Below are 13,527 nucleotides of genomic sequence, written 5' to 3' on the forward strand. Positions count from 1 at the left end.
GCAGATGAAAGAAATATTTCATTTATGTTACAAATTCGCGTCGCAAAATTACACGATCTCAACCGCCCGCCGTACCGGGCTTCCGCTTGAACCTTCGCATGATCTTCTGCACCGGCGCGGGAAGCCTCGCGGCGTCCTCGGCGGTAACGACCTTCGTCAGCGCCAGCAGTGCGACGTAAACGACGATAACGACTCCCCCGACGATAACCGCGTCAAGCATATGGCTCATGCGGTAGCCGAAAGGCTGGACGTAATGATGGGTGACCCATTCGAGTCCGAAGCCGGCCGCGTACACGAGTACAGCCGTTACCGCCAAGCCAAACCATTTTTTCCCCAGAATCGTATAATCCACATGTCTCCGCAAAATAACGAGGTTCAACTGCGCCATGACGATGAAGCAAAGCGCCGTCGAGGCGATAATGCCGTAAATGCCGAACACCGGAGCAAGCAAATAGCTGCACGCCAGCTTGACTACAAGACCGATGCAGACGTGCACGATCAACGGACGCATCTGACCGATTCCCATCAGAACCGCGCCCGACGTCTGCATGACGATCTGGAACATCGCGCTTGCTGTCAGCAGTACGATAATGCCAGTGCCGTCGTCGTTGCCGAACATGAAAATATTGATCGGCCGCGCAGCCACGCAGATAGCCAGCACGAGCGGCAGCCCCGACAGGACGGAAATGTACAGCGCTCTGGACGCTTGCGAATTGACTAAAGCATGGTCTTTCCGCGCGAACGCGGAAGAAATGACGGGAACGGCCGACTGGCTCAGCGCGATGGCCAAAATGATCGGGATGCCCGCAAGCGACTGGGCCCGGCCGCCGAGTATCCCGAGCGCGTCAACCGCCGCCTCGTGAGACAAATCCGGCTGCAGCAGCCCGACCGTTATCGTCGTATCGATCGCGTTGATCAAAGGTACGGCCATCGAGAACAGTACGATCGGCACCGACAGCTTGAACAGCTTACCGTAAATATCCCGGTAGCTCATCAGCGCCGCCGCCGACTTGTTGCCGACATGGCCGCTGCGGCGATCCTCCCGCTTCAGCAATACGGCATAATACAGCATGACGAGCACGGCTCCGACGCTTCCCGCCACGCCTCCGAACGACGCCCCGGCAACCGCCCACGCTTGTCCCCAGCCGATTTGCAGCAGCAAGTACGCAAGGCCGATCGCCGCGACGAGCCGGACGATCTGCTCGATAATTTGCGACAGCCCGTTCGGGGCCATCCGCTGCCTGCCCTGGAAATAGCCGCGCATAATGGCGATGAGCGGGAACAACAGAAGCGCCGGCGCAGTCGCCCGAATGGCAAGCGTCGCGTTCGGTACTCCGGATATGTTCTCGTAATATGGGGCGGCGAGCACCATGAGAAGGGTCATGATGGCACCGGCCGCCAGCGCGAACTTGACCGCGGCCTGGTAAATCCGCTGCGCTTCCCCGTATTGCCCGAGAGCATTTCGCTCGGATACCAGCTTGCTAAGCGCGCTCGGAATGCCCGCCGTCGCCAGCACGAGCAGCATCATATAAATGTTGAACGCGTTCGAGAACGTGGCCATGCCCGCATCGTCCAGCAGGTGGACGAGCGGAATGCGCTGAACGGCGCCCAGCACGCGGGCGATTAACGCGGCCAGCGCCAAAATAATCGTACCTTTGACTAACGAATCTTTCGACAAAGAACTCGTACCTTCTTCCGCAAAAAATAATGACTGCTCCATTATACAACGATTCGGACGCGAACTCACCCTCTCCGCCGCGAAAAAAACAAGCCGGCAAAAAAAGAGACCCGCAAGCAACGGGCCGCGGGTCTTTCAACTATATATATTCAAAAAGGGGGTCGACTTTTATTATAGGCGCTCTTCATTAAGGGAAGATGAAAGAAATATTTCAGTTGTATTACAAAAACCGGCATTTATTTTGCCTGAACCCACATGGCGGGCGTAATCAATACCGGAGGTACGCTGCGAAAATCGGTTTCGAGCCTGTGTCTCGCCCGCTCCGACAAGGCCGGCCCCGAGACGAGCTTTACATTATCGTCGATCTGCTCGGGACGCTCGGCACCGATAACCAGGCAGCCGATCCCCTCGGTATCCCGCACGTAGCCCATCGCCAGCTCGGCGACGGACATCCCTTCCCCGTCAGCGATCTCCGCCAGCTTCTTCAATGCTTCCCGGGCTATCGTCCCGAGCGGCTCGGGCAAGCCTTCGGCGGAGCGGAAAAAGAGGCCCTGCAGGAAAACGCTGCGGGCGACGACGATTTTACCGTCCTCCCGGAACTGGTGAAGCGCGCCGCACTCGACCGCACGCCGGTCCCACAAGTTGAGCGGCAGCTGAATCGCCTCGTAAATGTCGTCGCGCAGCAAGCGGCCGCAATAGGCGAATTGCTCATCGGAGTTGGCACCGAGCGAAACGCCCGCCCTCTCGATCAACCCGCTCCTCTGCAACCGTTTCAGCAGCTCCGCCACTCGGCTTCCGTACGCCTCCAGAACGGCCGGATCGTGTATCATTAGCGCCGGGAGCGTCCGCAGCCGCAGCCGCTCCAAGATCGTCTCCACCCGCCCGGTTACTTGCTTCTCCAAGGCGGCCGAGTCGAGATTCAAGTCGGTCTTCAGCTTGGAAACGATAAACGGGGCAGGCTTCCCCTCGAAATAACGCCCCAGCTTCAGCTCCGCGTCGCCGTATTCGAGCGCCGTATCGAAGCAGTTGATGCCGTGCTCCGCGCAGCGGTCAAGCAGCGCCTCCGCGTCAACCTCACCGGTCCGGTTGGCGATCCCGTATCCGGTTATGCCGAGCTGCGCCGTTCCGAGCATCAGCTTGGACAGCCCCAGGCCGCCCGCCCCGGCGAAAGGCGTTTCGCCGTTTACCATCCGCTCCATCCCCCGTCGACGACGAGATTGTGCCCCGTCACATATTTCGATGCATCGGAAGCCAGGTAGACAATAGCTCCCTTGATGTCGGTATCGTCGGCCATTCTACCGAGCGGGGTGCGCTCGATATAATTGCGAAGGAATTCCTCCGCACGGATCTCGTTCGACGTACCGACCGGATTATACCCGCCCGGACTGATACAGTTGACGCGGATGTTGTGCTTGCCGTAGTAATTGGCCAGCCACTTCGTCATGCCGACCATTCCCCATTTGGCGTACGTGTACTCGATTCCGCTCGTCATGCCCGTATCGCCGTACACCGGAAAGTGCGGTCCGAGGATGCCTTGGATCGAGGCGATATTGATGATGTTGCCTCCTCCGCGCTCGCGCATCGTCTTTACGACAGCTTTGGACACCAACATTAACCCGAGCCCGTTTACTTGCTGTGCGGCCGACCAGCCTTCTGAAGTCGTTTTCTCGATGTCGTTCAGACCGGTCCGCGAAACGGAATTGTTCACCAAAATATCGATACCGCCATAGCGGGCCGACGATTCGCTTACGAACGACCCGATGCTGTCTTCGTCCGCCAAATCGAGCCGCACGCCGTACGCGCTATATCCGCGGCCGCGCAAACCGGCCGCCTTCTCTTCGCATTGCTCCCGGTTGCGGGAGGCGATCAACACAGTCGCCCCGGCTTCGCACAACGCTTCGGAAATATGGGCTCCGTACAATCCCGAACCGCCCGTGACGACGGCAATTTTGCCATCCAGCCGAAAAAGGCTCATTACATTCATTTCCGATTCCCCCGTTCCTTTGCTACGCTTGACTGATGTCCGACGGAGCCACCATAAACAACGGCTCTCCCTTGCGGACCGCGGGGGTCCCGGGAAGCATGACGACTACTCCATTGCGGGAAGCGCATACGTGCTGCAGCTCCGATCCGTCGAAGCCGAATATCGTTCCGATCCGCTCGCCTTTGCGGACATCCGAGCTTAAAGACACCGCCGGGATGAAGAAGCCGTCCGCCTCCGCGGTTTCCGAGCCGTCGAAATTGCCGTCCCCGTATATGCGCCGCGAAGCCGTCTGCTGCATATCGGCGGTCGACTCCGCTCCGGATTGCTCCGGAGAGAGCATGCCCAGATGGCGCATCAGCCTGAACGCGCCGTCATAAAACGATTGCGCATCATCGCGCCGTATGCGGCGGCCTCCATACGCTTCCGTGTATAACCACGGAACGTTCAGCGCAAGAGCCGACGAGACGCTTCGCCCCGGAGCGATTGTTTCATGCGCCCACAGCAGATCGATGCCGAATGCTTCCGCGGCCGCCCGGCTGCGCCTGCCGATTTCCGTGCCGTCATTATGGTAATAGCCGACAAGTGTGGATACGGCGTAATGCGTCCCTCCACTGTGCAGGTCGAGCATAAAGTCGGCTTGCGCGATAAACCGATGGTGCAAATGCCAAGCGATCCGTTCCGTCGGCGTCCCTTCCGGGTTGCCGGGAAACACCCGCGCCATATTGGCGCCATCCTCCGGCGATACGCGCGTCCCCCCTCGATAAGAGAGCAGGTTTGCTTGAGGAACGAGGATCAGCGATCCCTTCAGCCGCTCCGGCTGCAAATCGCGATACAGGCGCAGTACCGTCTCCACGCCTTCATATTCATCGCCGTGAACGCCGGCCAGTACTAGCAGCGTTTTGCCCGCCTCCGCTCCTTCGATCTGCAGCACGGGCAGCTCGAGAGGCTGCGCAAGCCCGATATCCGCGATCAGCTCCAAGCTCCGCTTCGTTCCCCGTGCCGCCGACTTCGCGTCGTAACGGTCGATCTCTATTCGAACGGCCATTGGTCGCTCTCCTTCCCAATCTTAAACTATACTGAGCGGCGGCAAGCCTTGGAGAAACCGGCTATGTGCCGCAGCTATCGCGTCTCCGCCGTTCTCGGTCAGTGCAGCTCCGTGTCCCGGATAAAGCTGCTCCACGTCGAGCTGCGCAAGCGCCGCGATCGTCTTCCGGTAATCGCCCATGGAGAAGTCCGGCGTTCGGATGACCGCCAACTTGCCCTCCGCGAATACAGCGTCGGCGGCGAACAACGCCTTCATTTCCGGACAGTAGTAACAAACCATGTCGAAGCTATGTCCGGGCGCGGCTATAACCTCCAGCGTCAAATCGCCCGAACGGATCGCGTCGCCGGCCTTTACGACACGATCCACCTTGCAGGGCGCAAGGCGGTACCAATCCGGATACGTCCCGGCGGCGCGGGCATCCGCGAGCGAGGTGAGCACCTCGTCTCCGCTCTCCACCATCCCTGCGGTCGGCTCCGCCGCGACGACCTCGACTCCGAAAAGCTCCCTCCATATTGCCGCACCGCCACCATGATCCGCATGGGCGTGAGTCAGAAGAAGCTTCCCTACCTTATCCGGCGGAAGGCCGTCCTCCTCCAGCCGGCGGAACATCAGCTCCGGCTCGATGCCGGAACCCGCATCGATCACGACGACTTCGGCCCCCGTATCGATCGCATATACGTTGCAATCATAAAAACTGCTTAACCCGTATCCGAGCCCGCCTCCGCCGATTACGCTCACCCGCTCCGTCAGTCTCATTCCGCCCCGTCCTCCGACGTAAGCCGGATCGGACGTCCCTGAACGGCCGATTCGCGCACGGCCCAAGCTACGCGAACCGCCTTCCAGGCATCGATTGGCTTCAATAGCTCGGAGGGACGTCCGAGCTTGACGCAATCAACGAAATGAGCCAGCTCGTCGGCGAGGGGGCCTCCTACTTTTCCATGAACCTCGTAGCCGGTCAAAAACGACGGATGCTCCGCCGCCGTACCGCCGATGACCTCCATGCCGCGCTCGGGATCTCTGATCGTCACGCTGCCGTCGTCGCCGGTTATCTCCGTACGTACATCCATGAACGAAGCGGCGCCGTCCGGAAGCAGCCAATTGTTCTCCAGAATGCCGATTCCTCCGCGCTCGAACTTCAGCATCGACCAAATCATATCTTCCGTCTCGTGCCCGGAGGAAGAGCGCACGGCGGTTACTTCGCATACGTCGTCATCCATGAGCCAATGCATCATATCGATGTCGTGAATACCAAGTATGAATATGGGCGATATGCGGTTATATAGATGAAAATATTTTTTTCCGTTATTGCGCTTCGCGTAAATCGAACGAATCGTCCCGGCATCTCCCCTGGCGATCCGCGCTTTGGCCGCGGCATACCGGGCATCGAAGCGGAGGATGTGGCCGACCATCAGCACGCGCCCATGCGCTTCGGCCGCCCGGACGAGGCGCTTCGCTTCTTCGGGAGTGGAAGCAAGCGGTTTCTCCACGAAAATGTGCAGGCCCGCCGCAAGAGCGTACAGCACCGGATCGACGTGCAAATGCTCCGGCGTAAGCACGTCCAGCGCATCCAGCGTTTCCGTATCAATCATCTCTTTCCAATCCGTATAACATGTCGCACCGGGAAACAGCGGCCGAAAAGCCGCAAACGCGTCCGGATTGCGGTCGCAAATCGCGACCACCTCGACATCTTTCAATTGCGTCCATACGCGGGCATGAGCGGAAGCGAACCTTCCGAGCCCGACAATCGCCAAACGAACGGCAGCCATTATGATCGCCTCGCTTTCCTTCTCGGTTATCGGTTATCGATCGCGTCTTGCGGGAGGTTCATATTCCCAGGTTATCCGCTTCCAGCAGCGGAACCGATTTGTGCGCGACCATTTCGAGCAGTCTTTTGCCGTCCTTGAAGCCGACGCCGCTCACGATACATACGGCGCGCTCCGATTCGAGTCCGCCCCGTTCCTTCGCGGCCCGGATCAGTCCGGCCAGTCCCGTCGCCGCCGCCGGCTCGCAGAAGATGCCTTCCTCCTCGGCAAGCATTCGCTGCGCCTCCCATATTTCCTCATCGTCTACCGCAATCGCGGAGCCGTCCCCTCGTGCCATAATGCCGAGCGCCACGGAGCCGTCCGGCGGATTGGGCACCTGCAAGCCCGATATTTGCGAAGTCGACGGGCCCGGGGAAGGAACGCGCTCGCATTCCTTGTACGCCCGCACGATATTCGAGCAGCCGGCGGATTGAACGGCGACCATATGCGGCTTATGTGGTATAGCCCCGATTTCCTTCAATTCGTCGAAGCCTTTCCAGATGCCGACGTACAACCCCGCACCTCCGGCTGGCGAATATACGGAAGTCGGCGGACCGGAGAGCTGCTCGGCCAGCTCGTAAGAAATCGTCTTGACCCCTTCCATTGCATAAGGATTGTACCGGAATGCGGTAATGGTCGATTCCCAGTCATATTCCCGCACCGCATCCACAATGCGGGCGAACACGCGGTCCCCGACTTCGGCGTACGTACCGAAGCCCTTCACTTTGCGCACGATAGCCCCGTATGCGAGCACTTGGGCAAGCTTCGCTTCCGCCATATGCTCCAGCACGAATAAATGGTAAGGGATTCCCGCCCCTGCCGCGTAGGCCGCGAAGGCCGCACCGGCGTTGCCGGAAGTCGTTCCCGCGCAAGCGGCCCGCCCGTTCGCCAAAGCCCACGAAACGCCGACCGCGGCGATCCGGTCTTTGTAAGATCCTGTCGGGTTGCCCCCCTCCAGCTTGAAGTACAGCTCCCCTACGCGGAGCCGCTTGGCGATTTTGCGGCTCGGGACAAGAGGTGTAGCGCCTTCTCCCAAGTAAAGCCGATTCGCCTCCGGAATGTCGGGCAGCATCCGGCGATACTTCCACAAGCCAAGCTGCGAATCGTCTTTCAATGTATCCGGACGGACGCCCCCGTACCGCAGCATGAGCGTCCCCCCGCAGTCCGGACATGCGTATAAACGGTTGTCGTACACGGTTCGACCGCATTCCCAGCAATACGCTTCCATATGTTTCCTCCATATATCTATAGTATGGTTAGACCATTAAAAACGGGAGAGAGCCCTCTCCTTGCATCTTACTGCTAACCTTTCATGTACCTGAGCAGCGGCTTCAGATGCTTTTCCATTTCCTGCTTCGCACCCGCCGTATTTTTCTCCCGAATGGCGCGGATCAAGTTGCAGTGCTCGAGCCACGATTTCTTCGAATCTTCGACTTTGCCGAGATGCAGCTTCCTGATGTTCGTGAAGAAGTCGGTCAATACTTCGCTCAGCTCGAAAAACGTTTCATTGCCGGTCGCGCGGAATAACGCGCGGTGGAACTGCAAGTCTTCCTCCATCGGCAGTTCGCCCTTCTCGATTTTGGCGGCCATCTCCCGGTTGCGGCTCTCGAGTAGTTCGATCGCTTCCAGGTCGTATCGTTCGATCGCCATCTCTACTGCACCCAACTCCAAAATGCGCCGCGTCGCGAGCAGTTCCCTCATCCTGCGGTCGTCCTGCTTCCAGCGAAACGATACTTGATCGAGCACCGGCTTTAGCGACAAGCCGTCGACGTAAATCCCGTCCCCCGTCTTGATTTTGATAAACCCTACCGTTTCGAGCGATTTCAACGCTTCGCGGACGACCGTCCGGCTGACGCCGAGCGATTCGATCAGCTGCTTCTCGGAAGGAAGCTTATCCCCCGCCTTCAGCTCGTTATCCAAAATATAGCCTTTGATCCGCTCGCTAACGATTTGGGACAAATTCATCCGTTCCGGAATTTCCATAACGTCCGCCTTCCTTCTGTTTCTTATGCCGCTATTGCTAGATCATCGTCGACGGTCCCTTGAACATGCCAGTAATCGTCCGATGGAAGGAAAACAACATGCGGATCATTCAATATGGTTAGACCATACTATGTCACTTACTACTATAGAAGTGCCCCTCACCGTTGTCAACTAGTTTTTGGCCGCTGCGGTCAGAAAGTGGACTGCATCCATTCGTCGCTCGAATGCGGCAGCGAGTTGCCCAGATGAAATCAAATCCCGACTTTCTTTTGCACGATTTAAACCATATTCACCATAAATTAGGTATGGAAGTTATTGACAAATGACACTTTTACATGTAGTCTAGAATTATGAATTACAAATAGTTACACGTAATTTTATAAAAATAAAACGGAGGTGTAACGAAAAATGACAGAAAAAGAGAACAATGAGGTTGATTCCGAAAATGGGTGGAAAAATGCTGAAGCCGCGGATGTGAACGATGAAGATGAGGATGAGGACGAAGACGAGGACGAAGATGAGGATAATCCCGGGAAGTCTCTGCTTCGTTTGGAGAAACAACGCGAGAAGCTGCGCAAGCTCCACCAATCCGGCATGCTTAGCGACAAGAAGCTGTTGTTTCACGAATCGCAGCTTGACCGGGCAATCCAAAGTATCTCCGCCGCTCAAGAATTAAAATCCGGCAAGCGAAGCAATGTCATAACGGTTCGTCTGGACGACGAGACGCTTCAGTGCCTGGATGACCTCATATCGGCAGGTGTAGCTCAAAGTCGCTCACAATCGGCATCTATGTTGATTAACGAAGGCATCCACGCAAAATCCGCATTGTTTCATGAAATTCGGCAGCATATCGAACAAATCAATAACAGCCGTCAAATGCTGCAGCAAAAAATTCTCGATTCCGGGTTCGGCAAAATCGAGAAATGAAAGGGACAAAAAATCCTGCCGGACGCTCTGGTCCAAGCAGGATTTTCTTCTCGCTTGTTAATTAATGAACCCGGCCTGCTGAAGGAATCGCTTCAGGACAGTCGCGGCTTGTGCTCTTGTAGTGAATTCCGCCGGAAAGAATGCTTGCTCCGTCTTCCCTGTCATGATACCCAATTCGACGGAAAGAGCGACGGATGCTCTGGACCAATCGCTTATCGAGGCTTGATCCGTATAAGCATTCAATATTCGATTTTGTTCCGCGGAAGCTTTCGTTGTCTTGCCCAAGAACGTTAACGCTCGTGATACCATGACCGCCATTTGTTCTCTCGTTACAGCCGCATCGGGCATAAATGTTCCGTCCTCATAACCGGCGATAATGCCCGCTTTCACCGCGGCTCCTACGGCCCCCGCATACCATTCCCCGGAAGATATGTCACGGAACGCGGCAGCCGGCTTCTGTTCGGTCAACCCCAGCGACCTGACCAGGAGTGCGGCGAATTGAGCGCGGGTCAGCTTTTCTTCCGGACCGAAGGTCGTTTCGGTCAATCCGTTGACGACCAGCTTCGACGCCAACAGTTGAATGTCTCGGCTTGCCCAGTGGCGCTCGATATCCGTGAACGATTTGTCCGATTGAACGATCCCGTAAACGCTATTTCCGTTTCTCATGATCTTGACCTTCGTTTTGCCGTCTTCGACGAAAAATAGCGACGGTACAAACGTTACCGTTCCCTTGGCCGGATCGTACATAATCGCAGTCGCTTTGGAAGGATCCATCGCTTCGTTCAACGGCAGCACTCTGGCTGCATAGGTGTTTCCGAAATCGGTTATTTCCTGTTGCTTTCCGTTTCCTTCCACGATGAGTTTGAAGTCGAGGGCTCCGCCGATGAGTCGAAGTCCCGATTCGGACGTTGCTTGTTTGATTCGTTGCTCTTCCGCTCCGCTTACTTGTTCGATCGAGACCGTTACTTTCACATTGTGAAGCTCCGTTCCGAAGTTCCGTGCGATCGAGTCCAGATCCAGCAGACGAAGAGGCAGTTCGAATACCGCCTTTTCCGTATGAATGGCAACTACGGCGTCCGGGGTTCCCGTCATGGCCGAAGCCAAAATGTCGGCGGGAAGCACCACGGCGGTGACCGGACCGGAATTCGCCGGAGCTTCAATTGAAACGGTTTGGGCTCCCCGGTCTTTGTTTTTCAACAATCCGAATGCATTCCCGAGCTGCTCTCCATCCAAAATCACTTTGGTAGCGGTTTTCCCGTCGGGGGTCGTTTCTTGGATGACGGTCGCCGCTCCATTACCCAGTTTTACGCCATTCGTGCCCTCGGAAGGTCCGGTTGGGGTGCCGGCAGGACCGGTTGGAGTAGTTGGCGACGGCTCGGCAGTGCCGCTGTTGGAGTTGTCGGTTCCTACTCCGGGGTTGTCGGTTCCTCCACCCGTGTTGCCGGTTCCTCCTCCGGAGTTGTCGGTTCCTCCTCCGGAGTTGCCGGTTCCTCCTCCAGAGTTGTCGGTTCCTCCACCCGTGTTGCCGGTTCCTCCACCCGTGTTGCCGGTTCCCCCACCGGAGTTGTCGGTTCCTCCACCCGTGTTGCCGGTTCCGCAATTATCCATTGTGCCCAAAGGAGAACCGGAGTCGGTAGTATTTGCCGTTCCTTCCGGTGACGGTTGACCAATATTCAGATTGTCGAAATAAGCGCGGGAGGTCGGATTCACGTAGGAATAAGAACCGTATGCTCCGAGCGAAATTCTCGCTTTGTATGTATTGCCTTCTTTCGGCAAAGTGAACTCTTTCCCATCGCTTGTGTCGGACATTTTCAGCACATATTGATGTCCTTCGATTAACGGCTCCCGGAACTCCAGTCCGATCGACGTCCATCTCGCAGCGGATTTGGAAATATACACCTCTTGATTTGCGGTAATGTCAGTCAGTACAAAATCGGATGCACTCACATACGTCGATTGGACGACGGTGCTGGCGTTCGCATAATTCGTATATGGCAGATCGATTTCGATCGCCGTAGGTTTATCGTTCAGCACGATGAAGTCCGCCAGCTTGCTTCCGGGCAACGATCCCGATTGGGCCGGCAGGGCGGTGAAATATTGATGGCCCGTTGTCCGCTTCGGACCGATTCTCCAGGAGTCCGGGCTATAATAGCTCAATCTGGTGTAATAATCGTAATAAGGAGTCCGCTCCGCGACCAGCGTTTGGCCGCAGGCATACAGCTCGATTTTGCTCGGTGCGTTGTTCAGACCGAGATCGGCTTCGACCTTCGCCATTTTGATCGGAACGTTCTTGTCGTCATATACGACATAATTTTCAAGCTCCGTAAGAGTAAGCGGCATCGATCGGTAAGCCGAATCGTAAACCGCTACCTTGACCTTCGAAAGGTCCTTGACATAGACGGAACCGCTCAGCTTGCCGGTCGCCTTATCGTAATTGAAGTAATTCAACGTCGACGCGGCAAAAGCGAGTACCGGCGCAAGCATTGCAATCAGCAGGCAAGCGGCCGTACAGAGACTGATCGTGCGAATGTGGCGCTTCAGATTCATGTTTCTCTCCTCCGTTATTTATTTGGAACTGCTTTATTTACATCATCCATGAAGGAACGATATAAATCTTCGTAAGGGGCGAGACGGATCGCCTCGCCCAGCCTGGCTTCGGCCAGACGATAAAACGCGGGATTTCTTGCAGCGTTGCCCATAAGCACATACGCTTTTGCGGATTCGTACCGGGTCGTGTGAGACCAGGGAAGCATTTTCGCCGCCTTTTCGAAAGACTGTTGCGACTCCTCCGGCGCACCTGATTCCACTGCGGCTATAGCCGCTCTTTTGTACAGATATCCCGTCCCCACCCATCCCGACCAGATCAGGAAGGCGGGAATGATTGCGGCCGCTATTCGATAAAATACGGTTCTGGATCGGCTATCCGGCGGCTTGGCCTCCAGCTCTTGATTGAAAGGCACCGCCATCAGACAAACGAGCAGTCCGAATAGAAGCGGAAAGCTGAAATCGAAATCAAAACCGGCATGAAGCAGCAGCACCGTGACGAAAAGGACGGCAGACTTCACTATGCGGACCCGGTCCGCGTTCATTTTCCAACTGCTCAGAAGTTCCCAGCATTTCGCATAGAACGCGATAACCAAAACCAGGAACAGGACAAGGCCGATCATCCCGATATCGAGAGAGATTTGCAGAAAATGATTGTGAACATAACGGACAAAATAGTCCTTGGACCGGTACAACGGCTGAAGCATGCTCCACCCGCCGCCCCCGGCGCCTCCCAGCCAATGGTCGGAAAGAAGGGACAGGCTGTCTTTCCAGTACACGAGCCGAATTTGCAGCTCGGACGTTTCCGGTTGTATGCTTTTGACGCGCTGCCAAAAAAACAGCGGATCCCGCCTTACCAGGGCGGCTATCAGGAAACCTCCCGCATGGCCGAGCAGCAACCGGGTCCAAACAACCGGTTTGCGGACTTCGCGAAACATAAAGACGCAAGCAATCATGGCTCCAACCCATAGCACCCAAACCGAACGGGACATGGTGAGCAGTAGCCCTGCGGCAAGAATCGCGCTCGCGATCAGAGTCGGATTTTTGCCGGACTGAACGAACCGGATTACCGCGGCCAGCAAAGCGATCAGCAAAAAGATAGCCAGAGCGTTGGCGTATTCGATCGTGGACTCCAGACGCCCGTTACGATCCATATGCCAAATAACCCCGATCGCCGTTACGATTGTCCCGCACCATATCCATACTTGGGGTAGCCGTTCGAACGATTTCCAGGATAACGTCGTCGCGATAAAGGCAAGGGGCAAAAGACCCGATATTTTGATCGCTTCGGAGATGGCTTGCTCGCGATCCGCGGCATAAAAAATCGACGCGCCGTACATCGCAGCCAGAAGCGCAAGTACGAGATGAAAGGAAGACAATGGGGGAAACGGATCTTTCAGCATCATCCGGATCCATAGAACCGTCCATAGGACCGATCCCATAACCATATATTCGTATTCGTAAAAATAGCCATGGAGCAGCGCCCCTGCCCCGAAAAAGCAGGTCAGCACACCGAATGGCAGCCTCTGGTTCAACCTTCTCCCTCCTCAGGAAAGCACAAAAA

11 protein-coding genes are annotated in these 13,527 nt (G+C 56.4%); 1 reads left to right on the forward strand and 10 read right to left on the reverse strand.

From position 1 onward, the window contains the following. Positions 1-58: 58 nt before the first annotated feature. From FE783_RS22120 to FE783_RS22155, 8 genes are all read right to left on the reverse strand, one after another. Positions 59-1,678 (reverse strand): putative polysaccharide biosynthesis protein, encoded by a 1,620-nt coding sequence (locus FE783_RS22120; RefSeq protein WP_238403199.1) that lies wholly within the window; start codon positions 1,676-1,678, stop codon positions 59-61. A 236-nt stretch (positions 1,679-1,914) separates the two neighbouring features. Next, a complete protein-coding gene (locus FE783_RS22125; RefSeq protein WP_158301969.1) occupies positions 1,915-2,868 on the reverse strand; it encodes an aldo/keto reductase in 954 nt (317 codons plus the stop codon). Next, positions 2,862-3,662 carry an SDR family NAD(P)-dependent oxidoreductase gene (locus tag FE783_RS22130; RefSeq protein WP_202916236.1) on the reverse strand — a complete coding sequence of 267 codons (801 nt, stop codon included), beginning with the start codon at positions 3,660-3,662 and terminating at the stop codon, positions 2,862-2,864. Before FE783_RS22130 ends, FE783_RS22125 begins: the two co-directional genes overlap by 7 nt. A 22-nt stretch (positions 3,663-3,684) precedes the next feature. Continuing rightward, the gene (locus tag FE783_RS22135) at positions 3,685-4,707 is read right to left on the reverse strand and encodes a succinylglutamate desuccinylase/aspartoacylase family protein (protein ID WP_138881579.1); all 1,023 of its coding nucleotides are present in this window, start codon (positions 4,705-4,707) and stop codon (positions 3,685-3,687) included. A gap of 21 nt (positions 4,708-4,728) precedes the next feature. Then, positions 4,729-5,463 (reverse strand): MBL fold metallo-hydrolase, encoded by a 735-nt coding sequence (locus FE783_RS22140; protein WP_138881580.1) that lies wholly within the window; start codon positions 5,461-5,463, stop codon positions 4,729-4,731. Further along, on the reverse strand, positions 5,460-6,473 hold the full coding sequence (locus FE783_RS22145) for a Gfo/Idh/MocA family protein (RefSeq protein WP_138881581.1): 1,014 nt from the start codon (positions 6,471-6,473) through the stop codon (positions 5,460-5,462). Before FE783_RS22145 ends, FE783_RS22140 begins: the two co-directional genes overlap by 4 nt. A 58-nt stretch (positions 6,474-6,531) precedes the next feature. Beyond that, positions 6,532-7,737 (reverse strand): threonine synthase, encoded by a 1,206-nt coding sequence (locus FE783_RS22150; protein ID WP_138881582.1) that lies wholly within the window; start codon positions 7,735-7,737, stop codon positions 6,532-6,534. 74 nt (positions 7,738-7,811) lie between these two features. Next, entirely contained in the window at positions 7,812-8,492 is a 681-nt protein-coding gene (locus FE783_RS22155; RefSeq protein ID WP_138881583.1) for a FadR/GntR family transcriptional regulator, read from the reverse strand. Positions 8,493-8,900: 408 nt separating this feature from the next. Here FE783_RS22155 and FE783_RS22160 point away from each other — a divergent pair, with 408 nt between their 5' ends. After that, positions 8,901-9,419 carry a hypothetical protein gene (locus tag FE783_RS22160; protein WP_138881584.1) on the forward strand — a complete coding sequence of 173 codons (519 nt, stop codon included), beginning with the start codon at positions 8,901-8,903 and terminating at the stop codon, positions 9,417-9,419. 57 nt (positions 9,420-9,476) lie between these two features. On the opposite strand, the gene FE783_RS38700 is transcribed toward FE783_RS22160, so the two are convergent. Then, positions 9,477-11,966 carry an S-layer homology domain-containing protein gene (locus tag FE783_RS38700; protein WP_138881585.1) on the reverse strand — a complete coding sequence of 830 codons (2,490 nt, stop codon included), beginning with the start codon at positions 11,964-11,966 and terminating at the stop codon, positions 9,477-9,479. 14 nt (positions 11,967-11,980) lie between these two features. Next, on the reverse strand, positions 11,981-13,498 hold the full coding sequence (locus FE783_RS22170) for an O-antigen ligase family protein (RefSeq protein ID WP_138881586.1): 1,518 nt from the start codon (positions 13,496-13,498) through the stop codon (positions 11,981-11,983). Positions 13,499-13,527: the final 29 nt, after the last annotated feature.

The organism is Paenibacillus mesophilus, from assembly GCF_005938385.1.
Taxonomy (GTDB): domain Bacteria; phylum Bacillota; class Bacilli; order Paenibacillales; family NBRC-103111; genus Paenibacillus_AB; species Paenibacillus_AB mesophilus.

What these genes read in the sequence shown, in the direction of transcription:
- FE783_RS22125 (WP_158301969.1), bottom strand. Translation starts at nt 2,868, where the DNA reads ATGGTAAACGGCGAAACGCCTTTCGCCGGGGCGGGCGGCCTGGGGCTG.
- FE783_RS22130 (WP_202916236.1), bottom strand. Translation starts at nt 3,662, where the DNA reads ATGAATGTAATGAGCCTTTTTCGGCTGGATGGCAAAATTGCCGTCGTC.
- FE783_RS22135 (WP_138881579.1), bottom strand. Translation starts at nt 4,707, where the DNA reads ATGGCCGTTCGAATAGAGATCGACCGTTACGACGCGAAGTCGGCGGCA.
- FE783_RS22140 (WP_138881580.1), bottom strand. Translation starts at nt 5,463, where the DNA reads ATGAGACTGACGGAGCGGGTGAGCGTAATCGGCGGAGGCGGGCTCGGA.
- FE783_RS22145 (WP_138881581.1), bottom strand. Translation starts at nt 6,473, where the DNA reads ATGGCTGCCGTTCGTTTGGCGATTGTCGGGCTCGGAAGGTTCGCTTCC.
- FE783_RS22150 (WP_138881582.1), bottom strand. Translation starts at nt 7,737, where the DNA reads ATGGAAGCGTATTGCTGGGAATGCGGTCGAACCGTGTACGACAACCGT.
- FE783_RS22155 (WP_138881583.1), bottom strand. Translation starts at nt 8,492, where the DNA reads ATGGAAATTCCGGAACGGATGAATTTGTCCCAAATCGTTAGCGAGCGG.
- FE783_RS22160 (WP_138881584.1), top strand. Translation starts at nt 8,901, where the DNA reads ATGACAGAAAAAGAGAACAATGAGGTTGATTCCGAAAATGGGTGGAAA.
- FE783_RS38700 (WP_138881585.1), bottom strand. Translation starts at nt 11,966, where the DNA reads ATGAATCTGAAGCGCCACATTCGCACGATCAGTCTCTGTACGGCCGCT.